Raw genomic sequence first — 19,628 nt, 5'->3', positions numbered from 1 at the left:
TGCATGCACCTCATGCAGCGAAACGGTTTTGAGCGCGGGCGTGGTGGTGTGTATGCGTATTGCCGTACAGAATACGAATGGCGCGCGCAGGCGATCTTGACGCGCTGTTGGCGCTCATGGAGAAATACTATGATTACGATCGCCATGATTTTGACAGGAAAAAGGCCAGAAACGCAATGCGCAGGCTGCTTGAGAACCGCAGGCTTGGCTCGGTACTTTTAGCGCTTGACGCTAGAAGCAACAACAACGGCAAGCCTATCGGGTACCTCGTGCTTGCATTTGGCTACAGCCTAGAGTTTGGCGGCCGCGACGCATTCATTGACGAGTTTTTCATCATGGAAGAATACCGCGGAAAGGGGATAGGAAAAGCAGTCCTTGAGCATGCACAAAAAGTGGCAAAAAAGCAGCGAGTCAACGCCCTGCACCTTGAAGTGACAAAGCACAACAGCGCAGTCATCGGGTTTTACAGGCGCGCCGGCTTTGTAGACCACGACAGGTACCTGATGACAAGGCGCACCTAGAACAACACATGCATCACGCCTCATTAGACAAGTATTTTAAACACCCAGAACCCCGGTCAAGCGCGGATGATAAAGGAGAAGATAAAGGTAAACAATCGCAGCTATGATATTAGCCTGAACGAGCAAACGCAGATGTATGCAATGAAACTGCGAAGGCTTTACCAGCAGAGCTACAGCGACATGGACAGTTTTGATGAGGTCAGCTCCGAGATATCATCCACCATCAGCAATTTGCTAAAGCACGCGGCGTCGCCGGAGGTTCGCGAGGATGACATGGACGGCGTAATCCAGCAGATCCTGAAGATGTACGAGAAGAGCATCAAAAAGTAAAAACACCTAAATAGCAAGTCCTAACGTCTCATTCTGGACATAATGGCCGAGCACGCCGTAAAAAAATGCATCAACCCGGACTGCGGCAAGTCGTATGGCATTGACAACGACACCTACAGATGCACCTGCGGCTCGCTTCTTGATATTCAATACAGCAAAAAGCCAAGCCGCGACCTCATTGAAAGGTTTTACCAGAGGCGCAACCATGGAGGCAACATCTACAACGAGTCAGGCGTCTGGCGTTTTCGTGACCTGATAAACTTTGCAGGCATTGACACGGAAGATTTCAACGAGTGCGCCCGCACGTTGGTGTCGCTTGACGGCTCGGAAGGCAGGCTCTCAAAACCATACAACATGAGCAAGGCGGCAGACTATGCCGACATGAACCACGATAGCTTTTTCCTCCAGCCCGAAGGCTACAACCCGTCAGGCTCGTTCAAGGACAACGGCATGTCGACTGCCGTGACGCACGCCAAGATGCTCAAGGTAAAGAAAATCATCTGCGCATCAACCGGCAACACGTCCGCGTCTGCGGCAATGTACGCGGCAAACGAGGACATCCAGTGCGACGTCTACATACCAAAAGGCGAGATTGCGCCAGGCAAGCTGGGCCAGGCGTTCCAGTTTGGTGCGCAGGTCATACAGGTGCAGGGCAACTTTGACGACGCGCTTGCAACCTCTCTCAAAAACGCCAAGGAGACAGGCGGCTACACCGTAAATTCGGTGAACCCGTTCAGGATAGAGGGCCAGAAAACCATAGTCTACAGGGTGATGGAGCAGTTGAACTGGAACCCGCCGGACTGGATCGTGTATCCAGGTGGCGCGCTGGGCAACACCTCCAGCTGCGGAAAAGCGCTAATCGAATTGTACGAATGGGGCTGGATAAAGAAGGTCCCAAGGATTGCGGTTGTAAACGCCGAGGGCGCGAACACGCTGTACGAGCTCTACAACGGCATGTTCGAGGGCAAAAAACTGTCATGGAACGACGGCAGGCCAGACCTTGGCATGGTCGACAGGTATTACGCAGACCTTGACAAGCGCGGAATAAGGCCCAAGACGCACGCGACTGCAATCCAGATAGGGAGGCCGGCCAACATCGTCAAGGCACTCAGGGCGCTCCACTTTACCAACGGCGTTGTCGTGCAGGCAACCGACAAGGAGATGAGCGACGGCATGTCAATAGTCGGCCTGAATGGTTTTGACTGCGAAATGGCATCAGGCGCAGTGCCGGCAGGCGTGCGGAAGCTGCGAAAAGAAGGCACGATAAAGAAAGACGACGTGGTTGTCGGCATTCTCACCGGCAGGCAAAAGGATCCGTCGCTTGCGGTGGAATACCATATGCATGCAGACAACATGTTTGCAAGGCCGCCTACAAGCCACTAGATTCTTTTTAATAGTGTAATCATGTAGATTGCTACTATATAGTATATATCATATCAAACTTATAATAATAGTATAATACCATATCTTTCCATTTACAACTATTAACATCGTTGCATTACTAATAATATCATTGTTCTAACCGGCAAAGCCGGCAACTACCAGCAAGGGTTTGTTTTTGGCATCTGCCAAGCACGAAAAAGGTGCAAAAACGGCCTAGAAAGCAGTCTGGAATTGAGCGAAAAGTCAGCTTGCGGCCTTGCGAAGCGCAGAGAGCAGGGCGTTTGCCTTGTGCTCCGTTTCATCCCACTCTTTTTCAGGCTTGGAGTCCATGACTATGCCGGCGCCCGACTGGATGTAGGCCTTGTTCCTGTCGACAAAGAGCGAACGTATGGTTATCGCAAAGTCGCACGAGCCGTTGAAAGAGAAATAGCCGAGCGCGCCTGCATAGGGCCCGCGCAGGTCAGGTTCCAGCTCGTCGATTATCTCCATCGCGCGCACCTTTGGCGCGCCTGACACGGTTCCTGCAGGGAATACCGCCTTTAGCGCGTCGTACGAGTCGTAGGATTTTTGCAGGTTGCCTGTGACATGCGAGACGATGTGCTGCACATGGCTAAAGCGCTTGACCGTCATCAACTCGTCAACCTTGACCGTGCCGTACCTGCATACCCTGCCGATGTCGTTTCTTGCAAGGTCTACAAGCATGGTGTGCTCAGCAAGCTCTTTTTCGTCTTTCAAGAGGTCCTGGCGCATATCCTCGTTCTTTTGCTCGTCTTCCACTATCGGCCTCGTACCGGCTATCGGGAACGTCTCGACATAGCGACCCTTTGTGACGCGTACCAGCATCTCCGGGCTTGAGCCGATTATGCACCTTTTACCCATTTTCATGAGGTACATGTAGGGTGACGGGTTGACCTCCCGGAGCGCTTCGTAAAAGCGCAAAAGGTCGCCCTTTACGTCAAACTTGATGTTCTTGGCAAGCACCACCTGAAACGTGTCGCCGTCGTAGACATATTTCTTGGCCTTTTTGACCATGCCTACGAAATGCTCCTTGGTCATGTTCCTCTGCGGTTCGGTGTGCGAAAATGGAGCCGACTTTTTTGCAGGCGCCTTTGCCAGCCTGCGCTTTATCTCCTTCAATCTCGACTTGCCAAGGTAAAAGTAGTAGGCTCGGCCTTCCTTGTGGTTGTACAGTATGCCGTCTGTGTAAATCCCAAATTCCATCAGGGGAAACGTGCTTTTGCCCTTGCGCTTGTCCACAGGCAGGCTTTCCCAGAACCTTATTGCGTCATAGCTGATGTACCCCACCGCTCCTCCAATGTAGCGGAACGTGTCATCCTTTACCTCGGGAACGAGCTGGCGCAGCTGCGACAAGGGCTCTGTCACCTTTTGCTTTCTTATCCTGCCGCGCCTTTCGACAGTAAACGCTTTGGAGTCGCAGGTAACCGTGACCTCTGGGTCAAAGCCGATGACGGACATCTCGGCAAGCTCTTTTGGGCCTATTAGTGATTCCAGAATGAATGCGCGGTCAGAGGAAGAATAGAGTTTCTTGAATAGTGCAAACTGGTCTTCAGTCGTGGTTAGGGGCGTGATCCTTATCTTGCCGCCCAAATCGAGACGGCCAAAAGCTACCACCCTGTTTCATTCTCTCCTCTCTCTAGCCTCTGGGTCATGCGCCTCGATGGGCATTTAAAGTTTCGGGACTGTGATTGCGCCCTCTGACGCCGACTGGACCAGAGACGCGTATTTTGCAAGCGCTCCGGACTTGTAGTGCGGCTTGATAGGCTTCCATTTCTTTGCCCGCCTTGCAAGCTCGGCTTTTGACACCATCAGGTCTATCCTGCTTGTTGCAGTGTCGATGACTATTTCGTCGCCTTCCTTGACAAGCGCTATGGGGCCTCCGACCATCGCCTCCGGCGCCACGTGTCCTATCATGAATCCACGGGTCGCGCCGGAGAACCTGCCGTCTGTCACCATCGCCACTTTTTCGCCAAGGCCCTGGCCGACTATTGCAGCTGTGGTTGAAAGCATCTCGCGCATGCCTGGGCCGCCCTTTGGACCTTCGTAGCGGATTACCACCACATCGCCTTCGATTATTTTGCGCTGCGATACTGCGTCAAACGCCTTTTCCTCGCTGTCAAAGACGCGGGCCTTACCAGTGAATTTCTTGCTCTTTACTCCTGCGACCTTGACCACCGCGCCGTCTGGCGCAAGCGTGCCCTTCAATATCTTTAATGTGCCCTCGCTGCTTATCGGCTCTTCAAGGCGCCTCACCACCTTTTCCTTGCCTTGGCTCAGGTCAAACGTCATCGATGCAAGATTCTCCTTCATGGTCTTGCCTGTCACGGTCATGACATCGGCGTTGAGCAAGCCTTTCTTCAAGAGCGCGTTCATTATGACAGGAACGCCCCCTATCTTGTCAAGGTCCAGCATGACGTACGTGCCTCCCGGCCTCATGTCTGCAATGTGCGGCGTCTTTTTGCGGATTTTCTCAAAGTCGTTGAGGTTCAGCTTCACCCCTGCTTCTCTTGCTATTGCAAGCAGGTGGAGAACTGCATTAGTAGAGCCTCCAATGGCGTTTGCCATCATTATCGCGTTTTCAAAAGCTTCGTAGGTGAGTATGTCGCGGGGGCGGATGTTGCTGTCTATAAGGCTCATTACGGCCTTGCCGGTGTTGTAGCATATTTCGTGGCGCCTGTCGCTTTCAGCGGGCGGTGACGCGCTCCCCGGCAATGACATACCAAGTGCCTCGCTAATCGACGCCATCGTGTTTGCCGTGTACATGCCCGCACAAGAGCCTGCCGTGGGGCAGGCAACGTTTTCAAGGCTGATGAGCTCCTGAAAGGTCATCTTGCCAGCGTCGTACGCACCTACAGCCTCGTACACGTCCTGCACGGTCACCTGCTTGCCGTTCCACTCGCCAGGCATGATGGTGCCTCCGTACACGAATATCGACGGCAGGTTCAGGCGCGCCATCCCCATGAGCGTTCCTGGCAGGCTCTTGTCACAGCCAGAGATGCCCACGATGCCGTCGTAGCCGTGCGCCCTCACCATAACCTCGATAGAGTCGGCGATTATCTCCCTGCTGACGAGTGAGGCCTTCATGCCCTCGTGACCCATTGCAATGCCGTCAGAGACCGCTATGGCTGTGAATTCGCGCGGGGTGCAGCCTGACTCGCTTACGCCCCTCTTGGCGCTCTGCGCAAGCTGTCCAAGGTGGATGTTGCACGGGGTTGCCTCGTTGCACGTGGTAGAGACGCCGATTATAGGCCTGTTCAGGTCCTCGTCAGTGAGGCCCATTGCCTTGTACATTGCCCTGTGCGGCGCCCTTGCTGTTCCTTCGACAACCTTTCTGCTTGGAAGCTCCATAAGGAATGAAGATAGGGGTGGTGCATATTTTAAGATTGAGACGATTATTAGCTATGTGACAGGTAATTACGGGCTTGAAAGTTCAGAAGATATGCAGGAAATGGACGATCTTAGATTTAAGTCTTGAAGCTTATGAAGTGAGGGGATCGCTAACGGCAGACCCTCTACCTGAAGACGCTGTCATAGTGCTCAGCATCATCAAGAAGTATTCAGGAATACGGGGAAAGTATCTGGTAATGGAGACGGGTTTCGACCATAATAGAACCATTGATGCTGTTAAGGCATTGGTCCTTCGGAACATCGTTTACGTTGACTTCACAAACTATCCGAACTTTAGAGAATGTCGGTTTTATCCAAAATAGAATCATGCCAAAACCTTGTTTCCGGCAGCACATCTTCCATAAATAGTCGCCAGGATTAACTGAATATCAAGATTAACCGCAGAGGATGCCGTTGCCAGAGCAAAGGTATAGGGCCAAAAACCAGACCGCTAATTGATTGGTCATGTGAAGAATTGTATTCTTTAAGATTCTTGGCGTTTCTTAATCGAGGCTTGCCGTTATCTTGACGCCGTCAAGGCCTTCGACGCGGAAGACGGTCTCGCACATGCCGCACTCGGCGTTTCCGCTTGACAGGTCTCTGGCAGATACCTCTTCATTGACATAGTCGCACTTGGGGCAACGGAATGAAAAGGCAATATCAAAGTCTTCCAGCTCGACTGTCTCGGCCATCGTAAAAGGTCTAGAATCTGGTGTATTTAAAATTGGCTATTGTCCAAGCCAACCAGCAAAGCTGTGCAAGCACTTGCATTCTCACTACCGCAGGCTCTTACGCTGCAGAAATATTCTTCTTCAGGTGATTGTTGTAACAACACAGTTACTGGACTTTCTCTTTCAATTGTCGACGTAAAGATGGACTGCTGTATGCGCACAAACACAGTCTTACTTCTTGTCTGCACCACCACCCAACAGACCGCCGATAATGTCTCCAACTCCGCCTCCTTGATAATTTGTCCCCAGAAAGCTGCCGATCAACGAGCTCAGTCCTGCAGAGTCTTTGCTTGCGCTTTCTTTAGGCACGTCTACCGCTTGTTGCGTGTATTGCCTTGCCTGATTGTCGTCATTCAGTCCGCCATCCTTTTTTACTTGTTGTACAAGCGGGTTACCCGGGTCATTTAGGCCAGAGGTCAGCTGCGACAGTATCGATTGCAAAGAAGAATCCGCGTTAGTTCCTCCTGAACTGATGATGTTGCCTGCTCCTTTTTGCATAAAGTGCTGTACTACGTAGCTTAGAACAGCGCTTATCACAGTGGCAGCAATCGACTGCTGCATGCCGCCCTTGTTTGAAAGCATTGAGGATAATGCTTCGATATTCATGGGCTACTTTCTTGACCAAGTTATTTACGACTTGTGTCAGGCCTTACGGTAAGCTATATTCATTTTCGCTCTTGTTCTACCAGATAAAGCATCCGCGGATAATTACAAAGCTGACCTTCTATGATCTCCTGTATGGAATGATTGTCATCATAGACGCCAACAGGTTCAAAAAAAGGATGCCACATATTTCAAGGCGTTGCCAATATAACGGCGCCATCAAGCACAAGAAATAAACATGCATTAAATCTTAGCAGCAGGCGCAACAGATGCCCAAGCCGTGCATATTCTGCTCCATAATAGCAGGCGAACTGCCAAGCGCCCAGGTCTACAAGGACGAAGACTTGCTCGTGATAATGGACAAGTACCCGATAAACCCGGGCCACACGCTCGTGATACCGACCAAGCACCACGACACTCTTTTGGACATGCCGCCGGCCGAGGTGGCCAAGCTGTACGCGGCGGTGCCAAGAATAGCTAGGGCGGTCGTGGCCGCTGTGGACGCAGACGGGTTTAACGTTGGCCAGAACAACGGCATTGCGGCAAACCAGATAATTCCACACGTGCACGTACACGTAGTTCCGCGGTTTGCAGACGACAGCCCCGACGGCAAGTGGCCCTCAAGGCACGTCGCTCCGGAAGAAGAGCTAGAGAAGATGGCGCAAAAGGTGAAGCAAAAGCTGACGCCGTTGCGCGCAAAATAAAAAAAGTCTCTCTCACTTTTTCTTGTCTTTCTTCTTTGGCTCTTCTGTTTCCGAATCGTTGAATACCTTCAGGTCGACCGGCTTTTTCATCCTGCCCTTGAACTTGAGGAGGTATTTCTCGGCATCTTCCTTTGTCTCGAACTTGGCCTCTCCTCGGAAAGACCCATTTTCATCTATGAGGCTCACCGTCCCCCACATACCGTTCTTGCCCAACTTTTTGACGGAAAACATAAGGCGCAAGTTATTTCTGATACGGATATTTAAGAGAGCCGGAACTTTGCTTAACTAGTTTCTTTAGCAAAGCTGCAAAGGTGCACCACCAACTTGATAAAGAAGCTTGGAAGATATTACGGCGGGTTTGAGCTCGGGAAACAATTCTGAAGCAAGGTTTACGATAAACGTCAAGGAAGGCATCGTCGAACTGGAGGGCAAGGAAAGTTTCGTCGACAAGCACCTCGAGAAATTCGAGGAGATATTCAAGACGGCCGTAAAGGAGGCAATAGCAAGCGGCATGCAGCAGCAAAATGTCGCACTCAAGGCGCAGGTTGCGCTCCCGCAGGAGGTCCACGAGGTGCCGCAAGTTCCAGACGGACAGGCAACGACGACAACAACAGCCGCTGTTGCTGCCAAGCCCACCGCAGCGTCACCGGCCAGACACGCCCCGCGCGTAGCACCCACGCTCCCGCCGATACCGGTCGACCTGAAGGCAAATGAGAGCAAGCCGGGCCTGCGCGAATTTTACGCAGAGAAAAAACCACAGAACCACTACGAAAAGACGGCAGTGTTCGCATACTATATCACAAAGTTCAACAAACAGCAGGAGGTCAAGTTCGGCGAGATACTTTCGTGCTATGAGGAAGTCAACGAGAAAAAGCCAAGCGTGATAGACATCGTCAAGAACTCGGTACGGTACAAGGGCTGGCTGGAGCAGGGCTCTGACAAGTTCTCCACGCGCCTCACCATCTCTGGCGAGAACTATGTCAAGTTCGACATGCCCAAGAAAGATGCAACAGCCTAGGCGCGCCACCAGTCAAAGCCGACGTACTCCACCTTCTTTTCCGTCACTTTTGGTATCGCCAGTATGAACTGCTTTTTCACGGTGGTGGCAAGCCTGCCGGCAAGGACGATGCCGGTCGCAGTCATCTCGTCGGTTGCCCGGAACACCTGCACGAGGTACGGCGCGTGGTCAATTCCGGGCCCCTGCTCGTACACCGCAAAGTCGCAGCCGAACTTTATCCCCGGCGAGACGACGTAGCCTTTTTCGCGCAGGTCCGAAAACACCAGGTACTTGGCGTCAAAGTCGACATACTGTTTTTTGCAGATCTTTTTTATCTCTGTCTGCGAGACGGGCCTGCCGTCCATCTGAGATATTTTCAGCCTGCCCTTTTCAGCAAGGTAGCAGCCTTCCATCAGGTCAAGCACGAGCGGCGCGTCAAATTCAACACCCTTTGGCTTTGGCACTCCAAGAGGCTTGCCGTAATAGCCCGAGCCGTACAGTTTTCGCGAGTCTACAATGTCCCAGACTACGATCCTGTTCCCAAAAAGCCTGCCGCTTACTGCTGTTGTTGTCGTCGACATTTACACCATTTTTTACATTCCAAGAGCAAGTATCGTGAACGAGTCGGATGCTTCCTGGCACTTGTCCACCATGCCCTCGATGCCTTCAACCGCGTCCTTGAAGAGCAGCAGATCCTTGTTGTTTGTTATCTCGCCCAGCGCCTTGATTATCATCGCCCGGTACTTGGCGTCCACCTGGTGCTCAAGCTTCTGCATTTCCTGCGCAAGCTCGAACATACTGGCAGGGTTTATCGAAAGCGCCCTGCCCATCTCGTTCAGCTTGAAACTGGCGTCGACTACCATGCCTACCAGCTCCTGCAGATCCGTGTCGCACTGGGCTTTTTTGAGCGTCTCGCCCCTCATGTTTGCCAGCCTAAACGCGATGCCGTTGATGTAGCCGGCGACGTCGTCCATAAGGTACGCCGTGCGCAAGATGTCCTCCCTGTTTGCCATCAGGCCGCCAAGCTCCGACACTTCTCTGGTTATCTTGCGCCGGAGGTTCTCCACTTCTTCCTCGTTGTTGCGCATGCGCTCAAGGCACGCCTGTATGTCGTTGTTATCGTCCTTGATTAGCGACGACGTGAGCGTCGAAAGGTCTCGCGAAGAGCCCAGGATCTTGCTTATTTCGTCCTGTAGAATGGCCAGCGCCCTTCTCTTGGCCTGTACCTCAAGTTCCCCGCTGTACATGTTGTTTGCACACCTAACCGCCGGCTGGCTAATAATCCTTTTGACGAAGCACCAAAGCCGGGGCACAGATCATTGTTCCATAGTTCGACCCTAGAATCCTGTCGCGCAATTGATTACTATGGCCTTGATGCACACGCACGCGCAGGGAATGAAGAGGCTTGCATTTGCAACAGGCTGCGCAGTGTTGCTGCTTGCCACCATCGGCGCCTCGCCGAGTTTCAACGCCCAGACCCCTGGTGAAAGATGCAAGTGCGTGGCGTTCCGGCTGGACGACATCCAGGACTATTACCTGCAGAAAATCCAGATCCGGCTGATGGACGAGTTCGAAAAGCGGGATCTTCCGCTCACCGTGGGCATAATCGCCAACTACTTTGGCCAGGACGAAAAGATAGTGTCTTATGTAAAACAAGGCGTCGCGGCTGGACGACTAGAGGTTGCAAACCACGGCTGGAACCACGAAAAGTTCACGCTCTACAGTCAGGGCGAGCAGTCTGACCTGATGGCAAGGACAAACGACAAACTAAACAGCATACTTGGCTTCAGGCCGCTCATATTCATCGCGCCCTACAACGCCGTGAACAACAGCACGTTTGCGGCCGCAAAAGAGAACGCAATCCTGTACGTGAGCGCAAACATGACACTTGACAGGCCACCGTACCACGAAAAGAGCGACGGGCTGCTGCACTATCCCGAAACGACGGTGACAGGCGACTTGAGCGGCGACGGCGCAAGGTGGCTGAGCTACTCTCATGAACGGACGATGGAAGAGATAAAGCGTGGCATAGACGAGAACGGGTTTGCAGTCGTCACAATGCACCCGATGGAGTTTGCATTGCGCGACGGGCTGAACTTTCGCGACGAGATAGACGAGAGGCAGATGGAAGAACTGGACCTGCTCCTCAAGGCCATCAGCGAGCAGGGCTACGAGATAACGACGCTGGGCGACCTTGCGCTGCGCAACGGCCCCTAAAAGCGGCGCAGGAACTTGGGCTTTAGCATCTCGGGGTGCGCCTTTAGCCCTTCTATGAGCGACAGGATCCTGCCCCTGTCATCAGGCATCGTCCCGCCTATTGAATAGACGTTTGAGGCGTGGTTTGCGCGGAACACCACCGGCGTCTTTGGGTCAAAACCCCTGACCAGCCGCTCCAGCTCGTCAAGCACTTCAACGTCGTCGATGAACTCAAAAGGCTCTCCGTACTTGCTCATGAACTCGTCGCGCACGCCCTCCTCCAGGTACAGCGTGAGTGCGCCCACATAATCGGGCGCTATTTCACCCAGCACTTTTGCCGTGTCGGCGATGTGCTCCTTTGTGTATTTCCTTCCGCCAAGGCCGAGGATTACCATGCACGAAAGGACATAGCCGTGCTTTTTGGCCTTGCTGCACGCCTGGACTATTGACCGGCCAGTCGCGCCTTTTGTCACTTTTTTCAATACAACGTCGTTCCCGCTTTCAATTCCGACGTAGAACATGTGGAGGCCGGCGGCGTAAAGCGCCTTCAGTTCTTCGTCTGTTTTTTGCAAAAGGTTCTTTGGCATGGCGTAGCAGGAGATGCGCTCGATGCTTGGAAACTTTTGGTATAGGTACTCTAGTATCTGCACCAGCCTGTCCTTGGACATGTTTAGCGCGTCGCCGTCGGCAAGGAATATCCTGCGCGTGTCTGGATAGAGTTTGGCCATCATGTCTATTTCCGCGCGGATCTCTTCCCACGGGCGCTCGGCGTATTCCTTGGTGCGGTACATGTTACAGAAGGAGCACTTGTTGAAGGAGCAGCCTAGCGTGACCTGGAATATCAGGGAATTTGCCTCTGACGGCGGCCTGTAGAGCGGATAGTCGTAGGCCAGCTCCATATTATATTGCTCCAAGAAGGCGCCTCTGATAATTATACGTTCATCTTGCGCGTAGCACCTGCAGCTATTATGTGCGCGTTTCCAGTGGACCACAAAAAATGTGGTAGCCTTAAAAGAATTAATCGAGCTACAACAAACTTGGTAGCCAGCCTTGATGCACCCCAAGAGAATGTTTTAGATGCATGCTTTAGACTCTGTCAGCATCCCTAGATTCACAATGAAGGACCAAAGACTGAAAGTGCAAACAGGCGACCGACGACTACTCATCTTCTACCATCAAACGGAATTTTGAACTCCCACGGCCCAGTCAGTACCAGAATTGCAGGAAGCTTGTTTCCCGGCGAGTACATTGGCCTCATTTCAGGTCTACCACTAATTGATGGAGGCGGGACGAAAGGGGCCTGAAACAGAATTTCTTTTATGGTTATTGTTAATTCAGTTGCGTCTGGAACAACTGCAGGCGCAAACAAGCACGAGTAATCATAGTTAAAGTCGCCTGTGGACGACAATCCTCCGCCTCCCCCGTGAACAAAGACACGGTAAGGATTGCCTACGTTGTCATGAACTTGTACGGCAAGTGAAACGTGTGCGTGGTGAAACTGTCGATAGGAAGCATAATTGCCTTTGAGATAGAAATAGAACCTTGCAGCACCTTCTTCATAGATCTCGATTGAAGGTATTGTGATGTTTACCAAGCTCACATTGGCCTGTTTTGCTACGGGTATCACCTTGCTTAGGCGGTTCAGTTGAGGTACGAACATTACAAGATTATTGCCCGGCATCTTGTTGTCCACAAATTCAATTTCTGTCGAGTCATCGATCAGCGAGAAATCAGCGGCATAAATGTCTGTTACAATAACCTGATGATAATCTTGCAGGTTTATCCTGTCGCCTTTACAGACAACCATGCCGAGAAGCTCGCCTTTATCCAGATTACCTGCGTTAAATCTTGAATCCAAAGAGGCAAAAGACACTTTTTGTGCATGGCTTGATTGTACCTTTTCTACTTCCACCAAGATGGCACCCGTGTTGTTTGTATTCAGGGCTACAACATCGCTTATCCGTATTTGCGGGAGGATGTCCGACTTGGACAGATAAGTTATCTCTGAATCATTCGGATGCCTATATCCGGGTTCCAAGGGCAAACAGACTGCGCCTGTGCTGCGAACGCCAGTAACCTTTACCACGTCACCGGAATTTATTCCCAGTTCATTCATTTGATCAGGCTCAATTCTGATATTTGTCGTACCCAAGTCCTTTTCGAGCGGCGGATAGGGCCGGAAGGATTTTTTCAATATGACCAAGCATTATGCATGGTTCAGTTTTATAGATTGCCCAACAAAATTGGCGCGCAGTCATCCCGAGTACAGCCTTGACAAGATCCTATCACAGCCTATTAACGCGCATTAACACAGAATGGACAATTCTTGCTAGGCAGCGCCAACTGTCGCAGAACAGTTTCTAAAATTTGATGTTTTACCTTGATTGACGCAGAATATTTTTGCTGCACAATGCTCAAGTATAGGCTCCAATACTTTTCGGATAATAGTTGAAAATCTCTTCTTATGCGTACTGCATAGTGGTTGGCTGGCTGGTTATCAGTCTGGCGATAATTCCGCTGTATTTGTACTTCTTTTTTACAACGGCAAGAGTAACGATTCACGGCACGAGCGCCGACTGCGGGCAAGAATGTGGTACTGAAAGTACCACTACTCCGTCGAACATGTCAATCCATTATGCAACAAAAGATGAAGTGGCCGGGATTAGCCATGATCTAGAGCCTGGATTTTCTACTGCCGGCAGCTGCAGCGGTGGAGGAACCAAAGACTGCATAGTGTTTCCAAAGCTCAATGTATACCAAGCAACCCAGCTAAAGGACACTTTTAACCTCAAAGAAAATCCACAGTGCATTCAGGGGTACGATGATGACAATCATTGCGGAATTGTAAAGTATGGCACCATTTATCACCGCGTCGGCATAAAGATGCCGTATGACAGGCTCTTCAACTATTATCTTTCGTACAGCGCGCCAATGGCGTTGGTTGGAACAGCAGCCATAGTCGTACTGTGGAAAAGAAACAGGTTTAGCAAAAGATTGGAAAGGACAAAGGAAGAAAAGGAAGAATGACCGTCAAAAGTCCAAGTCGTGCAGATGCATTTTCCGAGCCTCCAGGAATGGTAGTATTATATGGGTCGGTTCGTCGCGAGATCTTCATCGCTTTTGACTCAGTCTGGAGCAGCGAAACTCACCTCATCCCCACTTGATAGAAGGGCGCCTGCAAGATAAAATCCTATAGTCTGCGCTTTAGCCGCTTCATGCTCGACGACATGTCAAGCGTCACGATTGGGGGGTTGCAGAGCGCGATTGCCACAAGGACGTGCTCTGCCTCTGCAAGGCTGCAGCGCATTATCACGACTCGGCTTTCGTCTTTTATCAGCCGAAGAGCGGCCCTTTCAAGCGCGATGCTGCCAAAGAGCTCTGCATGGCGCTTTTGGACTGCCGCAAGCGCGCTCATCCCTCCTCCTACCGCTTCTTCGCACATGACCGAGATGTAGCGCCTCTTTTCCCGCCTTTTTAGCACGGGCGTACCCTCCTTCCAAGTCGGAACTCTAGCCAGCTATTCATTTCCTTCCAGTGCTTCTGCGGATCAATGCCCATCATCTTTAGTATCGCATCAAAGGACTGTCCCGACACGGCGCCCGCAGGCGAGCTGGCCCCGCTTGACAGTATGAATTGAAACCCCGACGACTGGCAGAATTCATAGAGATCGTGCGCGTCGGCAACCCACCTTGCAACTCCTGCCGCGTCCAGCTTGCGCGCCTGCTCGATCGTAATCTCTATTCCTGCGCCGCCTTTTGCCTTTTTTTTCAGCCTCTCCTTTGCCCTGCGAAAATCCCTTAGTACAAGTATGTCGACGCGCGAGATCTCGTCAATGTTTTCAGAGACCACCAAGTAATCATATTTCACTGGTTTTGATGGCTGGTTCTTGAGCCGGTAAATGACATTGTCATTATTGGAAAAAAATTCTTTGCTTGCTTCTGCAACAGCAGCAACTCCAACCCTCAGGCCAAGCGCCTTTGCCGCAAAAGCGGCGCTCTCGCTGGCAACAAAGAGGTCTATTCGATTGAAGTGAGTAGCCCCCTGTAGCTCTGCAGTCTGCTTGACGGCTTGTAACGGTGGACCGGCTTGAACTTGATCCGCACCGCATCCGACTCTGCAAGAGACACCTTGCCCTGACAGAGCCTCTGCTTGTCAAGGCGCAGGTAAAGGTTGCCCTTTTCGTCAGAGTACTCTTCAATATGGTCTGCAAGCTCTTGCCTGTCAATGCGGTTCAGGGCAGAGATAATCCGGGTGGCAAGCGCGCCGGCCTCCTTGCCGGGAATCATGGCGCCAAGAAGCATTATGATGTTGCCATAGTGGCCCTCCGACTGCTCACCCTCAAAGCTTGCGGCTGGCACGGAAAGCGCCTTTTCCACGGCGGCAAGAACCTTGTCGTGGTCCTCCGTCGCATGGAGCACGAGCTGGACCTCTGCCGAGGAGAACTTTACTGCATCTTCCTCTGACATCTGTATATGAGAAGAGGAAAAAGGGAAGGGACTAAAAAGTTATTGCGGGGCCGGCTCGGCAACGGTTGCTTCGACCGGCTTGGCGTCGCTTACTGCCCTCGATTCAGGAGTCGAGATCAGCTTTGTCTTTTTTATGCCGATGTGGCGTATGTTCGAGATCTTTTTCGCCTCGTTCATGATGGCCGCACCGAGCAGGCTGTTTGTCTCCCTCGGGATGTCGCCAGCCTTGCTGCCTGTCGTCTCTTGCACGAACTGCTCGACTGTCATCTGCGGAATCCTTTCAGACAGGATGCGGTGGGCGATCATGCGGATCTCGTGCTTCTTTGAAGCGTTCACGCGCCTTTGCGTAAAGGCGACGACTGCGACGCGGAAGGTGTGCCCGTCCTGCGTGGTATAGTCGTGCACGAAATTGACCATGGAGCTTCCGCGCCTTATCAGCGAGCGGAGGAATTCCTTGGCGTACTCGTGGCCCTTGAAGCGCGTGCTTGCGGTGCCGTCGCTTATCTTGTCAATCTGGAGGAAGATCTTTATCTGGTGCTGATCCATGCTCCGATCGGGGTTGCCCTTCATCATGTCATGGAGCGTATTTTCAATCACCCTCCCCTTGGCCTGCTCGCCGTCGGTTATGGGAACGTAGTTAACGGATCCAGGCGGCTCAAATCCTGATGGTTTGTTGACGATGACCCATTGCTTGTCTCGCCACTTGTCGCGGACTCGACCTCCCTTCTTTGTTGCCTTGACCATCGAAAACCACACTTGGCATCCAGAATATATATTGTACTGTTCGTCAGGCCCGGGGCTTGATTTCTGCAAGGCCACCCATGTATTTCTGCAGGACTTCGGGCACTTGGACGGTGCCCGCAGGCGTCTGGTAGTTCTCCATTATGGCAACGAGCGTGCGCTGTACCGCCACGAGGGTGCTGTTGAGGGTGTGGACGAGCCTTGTTTCCTCGTTCGTCTTGTCCCGGAAGCGTATCGCAAGCCTGCGGGCCTGATAGTCGGTGCAGTTTGAGCACGACACTATCTCGCGGTACGCGCCCTGCCCGGGCATCCACGCCTCGATGTCGTACGTCTTTGCCGATATCTTGCCCGTGTCGCCCGAGCACAGGAGCATCACGCGGTACGGGATGCCAAGAGCGTCAAAGAATCCCTGCGAGACTTCAAGCATGCGCTCGTGCTCCTTCCATGAATCTTCCGGCCGGCAGTAGACAAACTGCTCGACCTTTTCAAACTGGTGCACCCGGAATATCCCCTTCATGTCTTTTCCGTGCGCGCCGGCCTCCTTGCGGAAACACGGGCTGACGCCGGCATAGCGCATAGGCAGCTGCTTGCCCTCCAATATCTCGTCCATGTGCATGCTTGCTATGGCATGTTCGGATGTCCCTATCATGTACAGGTCCTCGTTTTCTATCTTGTAGATAACGTCTTCAAAGTCGCCCAGTATGACTGCGCCTTCCATCGGCTGCCTGCGTATCATGTACGGCGGCTGCACGAGCGTGTAGCCTTTCTCCGTCAAATAGTCGAGTGCAAAATGCACCAGCGCGGTGTTCATGCGCACCAGCTCGTTTTTCAAAAAGTAAAATCGCGCGCCAGAGATCTTGGCCGCCCGCTCAATGTCAAACAGGTCAAGCGCGGTTGCAATGTCGACATGGTCTCTGGGCTTGTCTACGATGCTTCTTTTCTTGCCTGCAGCAGTCCTGACCACGACGTTGTCCTTTTCATCCTTGCCGGCAGGCACTGACTCGTGGAGCATGTTTGGCAAAAGCGCGGCAAGCTTGCGATACTTGTCCTCGGTGGCGACCTTTTCTTGCTCTACTTTTTCCATGTTGGCGCCGACCTCCTTCATCTGCTCAAGCTCGGCCGACGCGTCTTGCTTGGCCTTTTTCTTTGCCGCGACAGCTTCGGACAGCTTGTTCTTCTTGGAGCGGTAGTCCTGCGCCTCGGTGATGAGCTCTCGCCTGCGCCTTTCAAGCGCAACCAGCTCGTCAAGTGGGAACTCCATGTTGCGCTTTTTGAGCATCTCGCGAACAGCGTCGGGGTTGTCCTTCAAGAGCTTTGGGTCAAGCATCTGCCATCATCACTTTCCGGGCGACTGCGATATGCTCAAGGATTTCGTCAAGTGTGCTTGCGACGGTAGCAACGGAAACGCCGGTGCTGCCTCCGACCCGCACCCAGACTGTCCTGCCCCTTGAGAAGATGTCAATGGTCAAGCCCGCAGGCATGTTCACATTGTCTGGTATTAATGCCTTGACTGCAGCCCTTGCGTGCACTGCTGTTGGAAACAACACGCTGACCTGCGCGTCAACCGCAATGTCATCATCAAGACGCTGTCGCGAATTTCGCTTCATTTACCGCTGACCTCAGGCATGAGATGAAGGGGTCAAGCGCCGCCGAGGGTATCCTGCAGCCTGCGGCAGCCGAGTGGCCGCCTCCTGTACCTTTGACAGACTCGGCGCAGTGGCGCATCACGAGGCCAAGGTTTGCCGGCGACGTGCATCCGAGGCCCTTCCTTGATGAAAACTTGTAGGTGCCACCCTTTGAAAGAGACCTTACGAACACGAGCCTGCCGGCCAGGGTCGGCGACCCGGAGAGGAGCGACGAGACTGCGCCCAGCATGTCCTCCGCAACGAGGCCGTCGCCGTTTACGAATGCCACCTTACCATCGTCTGTAACCCTCCACTTTTCTGAAAATATCGTTGAAACATAGTTGCGCAAAGTCGTCCTGTACTCTGTGCTTATCTCCTCGCCGGCGGTGAGCATGGCATTTCTGTCCCCCATGCAGATGGCTATTCCGACGCCGGACTTGCCTATCCGGCCGCACGCGTTCAACAGTGTTGAAAACTCCCTTGCGTCGCGCAGCTGGCTGCGCTTGTCTTCGCCGGCAAGCGTGTAGACATAGCCGATGAGGTCGTCAATGACGGTCGCAGACGTCTTGCTAGACGTGACTATGAACTTGGCAACCGCATCCAAGATGGCGCTTTTTTCCTCCTGCGAAAACTCTGCCGGCACGCGCCATCGGCCGTTGTCCTTCAGCTTTATCCCGGCGTTTTTCAGGATGGTGTAGCAGCTGTCCCTGTTCCAGGTCAGCCCGTCGATGTAGGGAAACGATGTGAACGCAAGTGCCTCGTGCAGGGGGCGCGTCTCCCTGCCCGTCAGCATGATGTCAAGGTCGACGTTGACAAGCCCGAGTGTCTTGGCGGTTTCAAGTATCTCCTTGTTGAGCCCAAGAAACGACTTTTTGTCGCCCTGGTCCTGCCTGTCGCCTACTGCGGATACGACTGCCACCGGCGAAAGGTCGCGGTTCTTGCGGTCAAGCGTGCTTGCGACCATGTACGCCATGCCGCCTGCAGGAACCTCGATGCCGCCGTCTATGCCGTACTTCCAGGCGTTTAGCACCTGCCCCGCGTCGTCTGTCAGGATCTCCTCCTCAGGTATCTGGTGATGGTCGATGACAACCCACCTGTCGCCAAGGGCCTTGCGGAAATTTGCGGCCATGCCGCCGCCAAGGTCGGTGATGATGTAAAACTCGTGGTCCTCGGCCTTCATGCGCTCTATCACGGACGGCGTCATGTCAGACACCGTGCGGACAGAGCACTTGGCCCCAAGGCGCGCAAGGGCCGTCCCGATTATGCTTCCAGAAGTGATGCCGTCAGCGTCAAGGTGGGTTATGATGGAAATCTCGCTTCCGTTCTCCACGACGGAGCGAAGCTTTTCGCAAAAAGGTTTGAGCGCAGGGAGAAGCTTGGAGCTGTCGCCGCCCATCTCAGTCTTACTCTAGCTGGGCAATGACAGCAGCGTATTTCCAAGTTGCAGGAAGCTTGCCGATTCCCTTGTAGTATTTTGACAGGCGATGGATCTTGGCCTCTACAAGCTCGAGCGAGCGGACGTTTCTGTGGTCGCTGTTGTGAGCCCTCAGGTGCTTTTGCAGGCCAAGTGCTTTTCTAACCAGTCTTTCAAGGTCTTCTGGCATGTCGGACTTGATATTATTCTCTGCAAGTACCTGGGTCACAGTCTTGCCGGTCACAGACCTAGCAAGGGGGACTCCGTGCTCGTCGCGAAGCTTTAGGCCGATTACGCTAGGGCTGACGCCGTCCTTTGCCATCTTGACAACGAGCGACGACACCTGGTCGGGGCTTGTGGTAAGCCATGAAGGGGCAACCTTGGAAGTAGGACGGATAGAATGTGACTTGCCATGAGTGTGAACGTGAATTCGTGCCATACGATTTTACAGCTTCTGTCATGCGTTTCTTAAATGTTACTTGCGCGTTTTGGAGCACGAAAAACGAAAAACG

25 protein-coding genes are annotated in these 19,628 nt (G+C 52.7%); 8 read left to right on the top strand and 17 right to left on the bottom strand.

Annotated elements, in window-relative coordinates:
- The first annotated feature begins 59 nt into the window (after window positions 1–59).
- The 3 genes from NVIE_RS02335 (at window position 60) to NVIE_RS02325 (ending at window position 2,234) form a co-directional block, all read left to right on the top strand.
- Complete coding sequence (locus NVIE_RS02335) at window positions 60–521, top strand: GNAT family N-acetyltransferase (RefSeq protein ID WP_144239431.1); 462 nt, start codon at window positions 60–62, stop codon at window positions 519–521.
- A gap of 66 nt (window positions 522–587) precedes the next feature.
- The gene (locus NVIE_RS02330) at window positions 588–851 is read left to right on the top strand and encodes a hypothetical protein (RefSeq protein WP_075053844.1); all 264 of its coding nucleotides are present in this window, start codon (window positions 588–590) and stop codon (window positions 849–851) included.
- A gap of 42 nt (window positions 852–893) precedes the next feature.
- A complete protein-coding gene (locus NVIE_RS02325) occupies window positions 894–2,234 on the top strand; it encodes a threonine synthase (protein ID WP_075053843.1) in 1,341 nt (446 codons plus the stop codon).
- Window positions 2,235–2,477: 243 nt separating this feature from the next.
- On the opposite strand, the gene NVIE_RS02320 is transcribed toward NVIE_RS02325, so the two are convergent.
- Window positions 2,478–3,866 carry an anthranilate synthase component I family protein gene (locus tag NVIE_RS02320; RefSeq protein ID WP_075053842.1) on the bottom strand — a complete coding sequence of 463 codons (1,389 nt, stop codon included), beginning with the start codon at window positions 3,864–3,866 and terminating at the stop codon, window positions 2,478–2,480.
- Window positions 3,867–3,920: 54 nt separating this feature from the next.
- On the bottom strand, window positions 3,921–5,600 hold the full coding sequence (gene ilvD / locus NVIE_RS02315; protein WP_075053841.1) for a dihydroxy-acid dehydratase: 1,680 nt from the start codon (window positions 5,598–5,600) through the stop codon (window positions 3,921–3,923).
- Between the two features lie 74 nt (window positions 5,601–5,674).
- Between ilvD and NVIE_RS02310 the strand changes: the two genes are divergently transcribed.
- Window positions 5,675–5,962: a hypothetical protein gene (locus tag NVIE_RS02310; protein WP_075053840.1), complete on the top strand. Its 288-nt coding sequence runs from the start codon at window positions 5,675–5,677 to the stop codon at window positions 5,960–5,962.
- A 180-nt stretch (window positions 5,963–6,142) separates the two neighbouring features.
- Here the strand turns inward: NVIE_RS02310 and NVIE_RS02305 are convergent, their stop codons facing one another.
- Window positions 6,143–6,331 (bottom strand): hypothetical protein, encoded by a 189-nt coding sequence (locus NVIE_RS02305; protein WP_075053839.1) that lies wholly within the window; start codon window positions 6,329–6,331, stop codon window positions 6,143–6,145.
- A 210-nt stretch (window positions 6,332–6,541) separates the two neighbouring features.
- Window positions 6,542–6,952, bottom strand: coding sequence for a hypothetical protein (locus NVIE_RS02300; protein ID WP_075053838.1), 411 nt, complete (start codon window positions 6,950–6,952; stop codon window positions 6,542–6,544).
- Window positions 6,953–7,242: 290 nt separating this feature from the next.
- Here NVIE_RS02300 and NVIE_RS02290 point away from each other — a divergent pair, with 290 nt between their 5' ends.
- The gene (locus NVIE_RS02290; RefSeq protein ID WP_075053836.1) at window positions 7,243–7,677 is read left to right on the top strand and encodes an HIT family protein; all 435 of its coding nucleotides are present in this window, start codon (window positions 7,243–7,245) and stop codon (window positions 7,675–7,677) included.
- A 12-nt stretch (window positions 7,678–7,689) separates the two neighbouring features.
- On the opposite strand, the gene NVIE_RS02285 is transcribed toward NVIE_RS02290, so the two are convergent.
- Window positions 7,690–7,908: a hypothetical protein gene (locus NVIE_RS02285; RefSeq protein WP_075053835.1), complete on the bottom strand. Its 219-nt coding sequence runs from the start codon at window positions 7,906–7,908 to the stop codon at window positions 7,690–7,692.
- Between the two features lie 127 nt (window positions 7,909–8,035).
- Here NVIE_RS02285 and NVIE_RS02280 point away from each other — a divergent pair, with 127 nt between their 5' ends.
- On the top strand, window positions 8,036–8,695 hold the full coding sequence (locus NVIE_RS02280) for a hypothetical protein (RefSeq protein WP_075053834.1): 660 nt from the start codon (window positions 8,036–8,038) through the stop codon (window positions 8,693–8,695).
- Here NVIE_RS02280 and endA read toward each other — a convergent pair.
- Complete coding sequence (gene endA / locus NVIE_RS02275) at window positions 8,692–9,255, bottom strand: tRNA-intron lyase (protein ID WP_075053833.1); 564 nt, start codon at window positions 9,253–9,255, stop codon at window positions 8,692–8,694. The two genes, NVIE_RS02280 and endA, sit on opposite strands and share 4 nt — an antisense overlap.
- 12 nt (window positions 9,256–9,267) lie before the next feature.
- Window positions 9,268–9,921 (bottom strand): DUF47 domain-containing protein, encoded by a 654-nt coding sequence (locus NVIE_RS02270; protein WP_075053832.1) that lies wholly within the window; start codon window positions 9,919–9,921, stop codon window positions 9,268–9,270.
- A 118-nt stretch (window positions 9,922–10,039) separates the two neighbouring features.
- Between NVIE_RS02270 and NVIE_RS02265 the strand changes: the two genes are divergently transcribed.
- Window positions 10,040–10,891 carry a polysaccharide deacetylase family protein gene (locus tag NVIE_RS02265; protein WP_084790578.1) on the top strand — a complete coding sequence of 284 codons (852 nt, stop codon included), beginning with the start codon at window positions 10,040–10,042 and terminating at the stop codon, window positions 10,889–10,891.
- On the opposite strand, the gene NVIE_RS02260 is transcribed toward NVIE_RS02265, so the two are convergent.
- Window positions 10,888–11,769: a radical SAM protein gene (locus NVIE_RS02260; RefSeq protein WP_075053830.1), complete on the bottom strand. Its 882-nt coding sequence runs from the start codon at window positions 11,767–11,769 to the stop codon at window positions 10,888–10,890. The two genes, NVIE_RS02265 and NVIE_RS02260, sit on opposite strands and share 4 nt — an antisense overlap.
- Window positions 11,770–12,032: 263 nt before the next feature.
- A complete protein-coding gene (locus NVIE_RS02255) occupies window positions 12,033–13,064 on the bottom strand; it encodes a hypothetical protein (RefSeq protein ID WP_144239430.1) in 1,032 nt (343 codons plus the stop codon).
- A gap of 284 nt (window positions 13,065–13,348) precedes the next feature.
- On the opposite strand from NVIE_RS02255, the gene NVIE_RS02250 reads away from it, so the two are divergent.
- Complete coding sequence (locus NVIE_RS02250; protein WP_144239429.1) at window positions 13,349–13,897, top strand: hypothetical protein; 549 nt, start codon at window positions 13,349–13,351, stop codon at window positions 13,895–13,897.
- A 163-nt stretch (window positions 13,898–14,060) separates the two neighbouring features.
- Here the strand turns inward: NVIE_RS02250 and NVIE_RS02245 are convergent, their stop codons facing one another.
- The 8 genes from NVIE_RS02245 to NVIE_RS02210 form a co-directional block, all read right to left on the bottom strand.
- A complete protein-coding gene (locus tag NVIE_RS02245; protein ID WP_075053827.1) occupies window positions 14,061–14,351 on the bottom strand; it encodes a hypothetical protein in 291 nt (96 codons plus the stop codon).
- Window positions 14,345–14,719 carry a PHP domain-containing protein gene (locus NVIE_RS02240; protein WP_158435050.1) on the bottom strand — a complete coding sequence of 125 codons (375 nt, stop codon included), beginning with the start codon at window positions 14,717–14,719 and terminating at the stop codon, window positions 14,345–14,347. Before NVIE_RS02240 ends, NVIE_RS02245 begins: the two co-directional genes overlap by 7 nt.
- 167 nt (window positions 14,720–14,886) lie before the next feature.
- Entirely contained in the window at window positions 14,887–15,336 is a 450-nt protein-coding gene (locus NVIE_RS02235; RefSeq protein ID WP_075053825.1) for an RNA-binding domain-containing protein, read from the bottom strand.
- A gap of 39 nt (window positions 15,337–15,375) precedes the next feature.
- A complete protein-coding gene (locus tag NVIE_RS02230; protein ID WP_075055943.1) occupies window positions 15,376–16,080 on the bottom strand; it encodes an eS1 family ribosomal protein in 705 nt (234 codons plus the stop codon).
- 43 nt (window positions 16,081–16,123) lie between these two features.
- The gene (gene serS, locus NVIE_RS02225) at window positions 16,124–17,404 is read right to left on the bottom strand and encodes a serine--tRNA ligase (protein ID WP_075053824.1); all 1,281 of its coding nucleotides are present in this window, start codon (window positions 17,402–17,404) and stop codon (window positions 16,124–16,126) included.
- A complete protein-coding gene (locus tag NVIE_RS02220) occupies window positions 17,397–17,684 on the bottom strand; it encodes a hypothetical protein (RefSeq protein ID WP_144239427.1) in 288 nt (95 codons plus the stop codon). Before NVIE_RS02220 ends, serS begins: the two co-directional genes overlap by 8 nt.
- Window positions 17,656–19,098, bottom strand: coding sequence for a single-stranded-DNA-specific exonuclease RecJ (locus NVIE_RS02215; protein ID WP_075053822.1), 1,443 nt, complete (start codon window positions 19,096–19,098; stop codon window positions 17,656–17,658). Before NVIE_RS02215 ends, NVIE_RS02220 begins: the two co-directional genes overlap by 29 nt.
- 7 nt (window positions 19,099–19,105) lie before the next feature.
- Window positions 19,106–19,555 carry a 30S ribosomal protein S15 gene (locus NVIE_RS02210; RefSeq protein WP_075053821.1) on the bottom strand — a complete coding sequence of 150 codons (450 nt, stop codon included), beginning with the start codon at window positions 19,553–19,555 and terminating at the stop codon, window positions 19,106–19,108.
- Between the last annotated feature and the right edge of the window lie 73 nt (window positions 19,556–19,628).

Origin of the sequence: Nitrososphaera viennensis EN76, assembly GCF_000698785.1 — an archaeon.
Lineage (GTDB): Archaea > Thermoproteota > Nitrososphaeria > Nitrososphaerales > Nitrososphaeraceae > Nitrososphaera > Nitrososphaera viennensis.
The sequence above is the reverse complement of the archived record's forward strand: the minus strand, read 5'-3'. Positions and strand labels throughout refer to the sequence as shown.

Excerpts from the sequence above, each read along its gene's own strand:
- NVIE_RS02330 (WP_075053844.1), top strand. The coding sequence starts at position 588 with ATGATAAAGGAGAAGATAAAGGTAAACAATCGCAGCTATGATATTAGC.
- NVIE_RS02325 (WP_075053843.1), top strand. The coding sequence starts at position 894 with ATGGCCGAGCACGCCGTAAAAAAATGCATCAACCCGGACTGCGGCAAG.
- ilvD (WP_075053841.1), bottom strand. The coding sequence starts at position 5,600 with ATGGAGCTTCCAAGCAGAAAGGTTGTCGAAGGAACAGCAAGGGCGCCG.
- NVIE_RS02305 (WP_075053839.1), bottom strand. The coding sequence starts at position 6,331 with ATGGCCGAGACAGTCGAGCTGGAAGACTTTGATATTGCCTTTTCATTC.
- NVIE_RS02300 (WP_075053838.1), bottom strand. The coding sequence starts at position 6,952 with ATGCTTTCAAACAAGGGCGGCATGCAGCAGTCGATTGCTGCCACTGTG.
- NVIE_RS02290 (WP_075053836.1), top strand. The coding sequence starts at position 7,243 with ATGCCCAAGCCGTGCATATTCTGCTCCATAATAGCAGGCGAACTGCCA.
- NVIE_RS02285 (WP_075053835.1), bottom strand. The coding sequence starts at position 7,908 with ATGTTTTCCGTCAAAAAGTTGGGCAAGAACGGTATGTGGGGGACGGTG.
- endA (WP_075053833.1), bottom strand. The coding sequence starts at position 9,255 with ATGTCGACGACAACAACAGCAGTAAGCGGCAGGCTTTTTGGGAACAGG.
- NVIE_RS02270 (WP_075053832.1), bottom strand. The coding sequence starts at position 9,921 with ATGTACAGCGGGGAACTTGAGGTACAGGCCAAGAGAAGGGCGCTGGCC.
- NVIE_RS02265 (WP_084790578.1), top strand. The coding sequence starts at position 10,040 with ATGGCCTTGATGCACACGCACGCGCAGGGAATGAAGAGGCTTGCATTT.
- NVIE_RS02260 (WP_075053830.1), bottom strand. The coding sequence starts at position 11,769 with ATGGAGCTGGCCTACGACTATCCGCTCTACAGGCCGCCGTCAGAGGCA.
- NVIE_RS02235 (WP_075053825.1), bottom strand. The coding sequence starts at position 15,336 with ATGTCAGAGGAAGATGCAGTAAAGTTCTCCTCGGCAGAGGTCCAGCTC.
- NVIE_RS02230 (WP_075055943.1), bottom strand. The coding sequence starts at position 16,080 with ATGGTCAAGGCAACAAAGAAGGGAGGTCGAGTCCGCGACAAGTGGCGA.
- serS (WP_075053824.1), bottom strand. The coding sequence starts at position 17,404 with ATGCTTGACCCAAAGCTCTTGAAGGACAACCCCGACGCTGTTCGCGAG.
- NVIE_RS02220 (WP_144239427.1), bottom strand. The coding sequence starts at position 17,684 with ATGAAGCGAAATTCGCGACAGCGTCTTGATGATGACATTGCGGTTGAC.
- NVIE_RS02215 (WP_075053822.1), bottom strand. The coding sequence starts at position 19,098 with ATGGGCGGCGACAGCTCCAAGCTTCTCCCTGCGCTCAAACCTTTTTGC.
- NVIE_RS02210 (WP_075053821.1), bottom strand. The coding sequence starts at position 19,555 with ATGGCACGAATTCACGTTCACACTCATGGCAAGTCACATTCTATCCGT.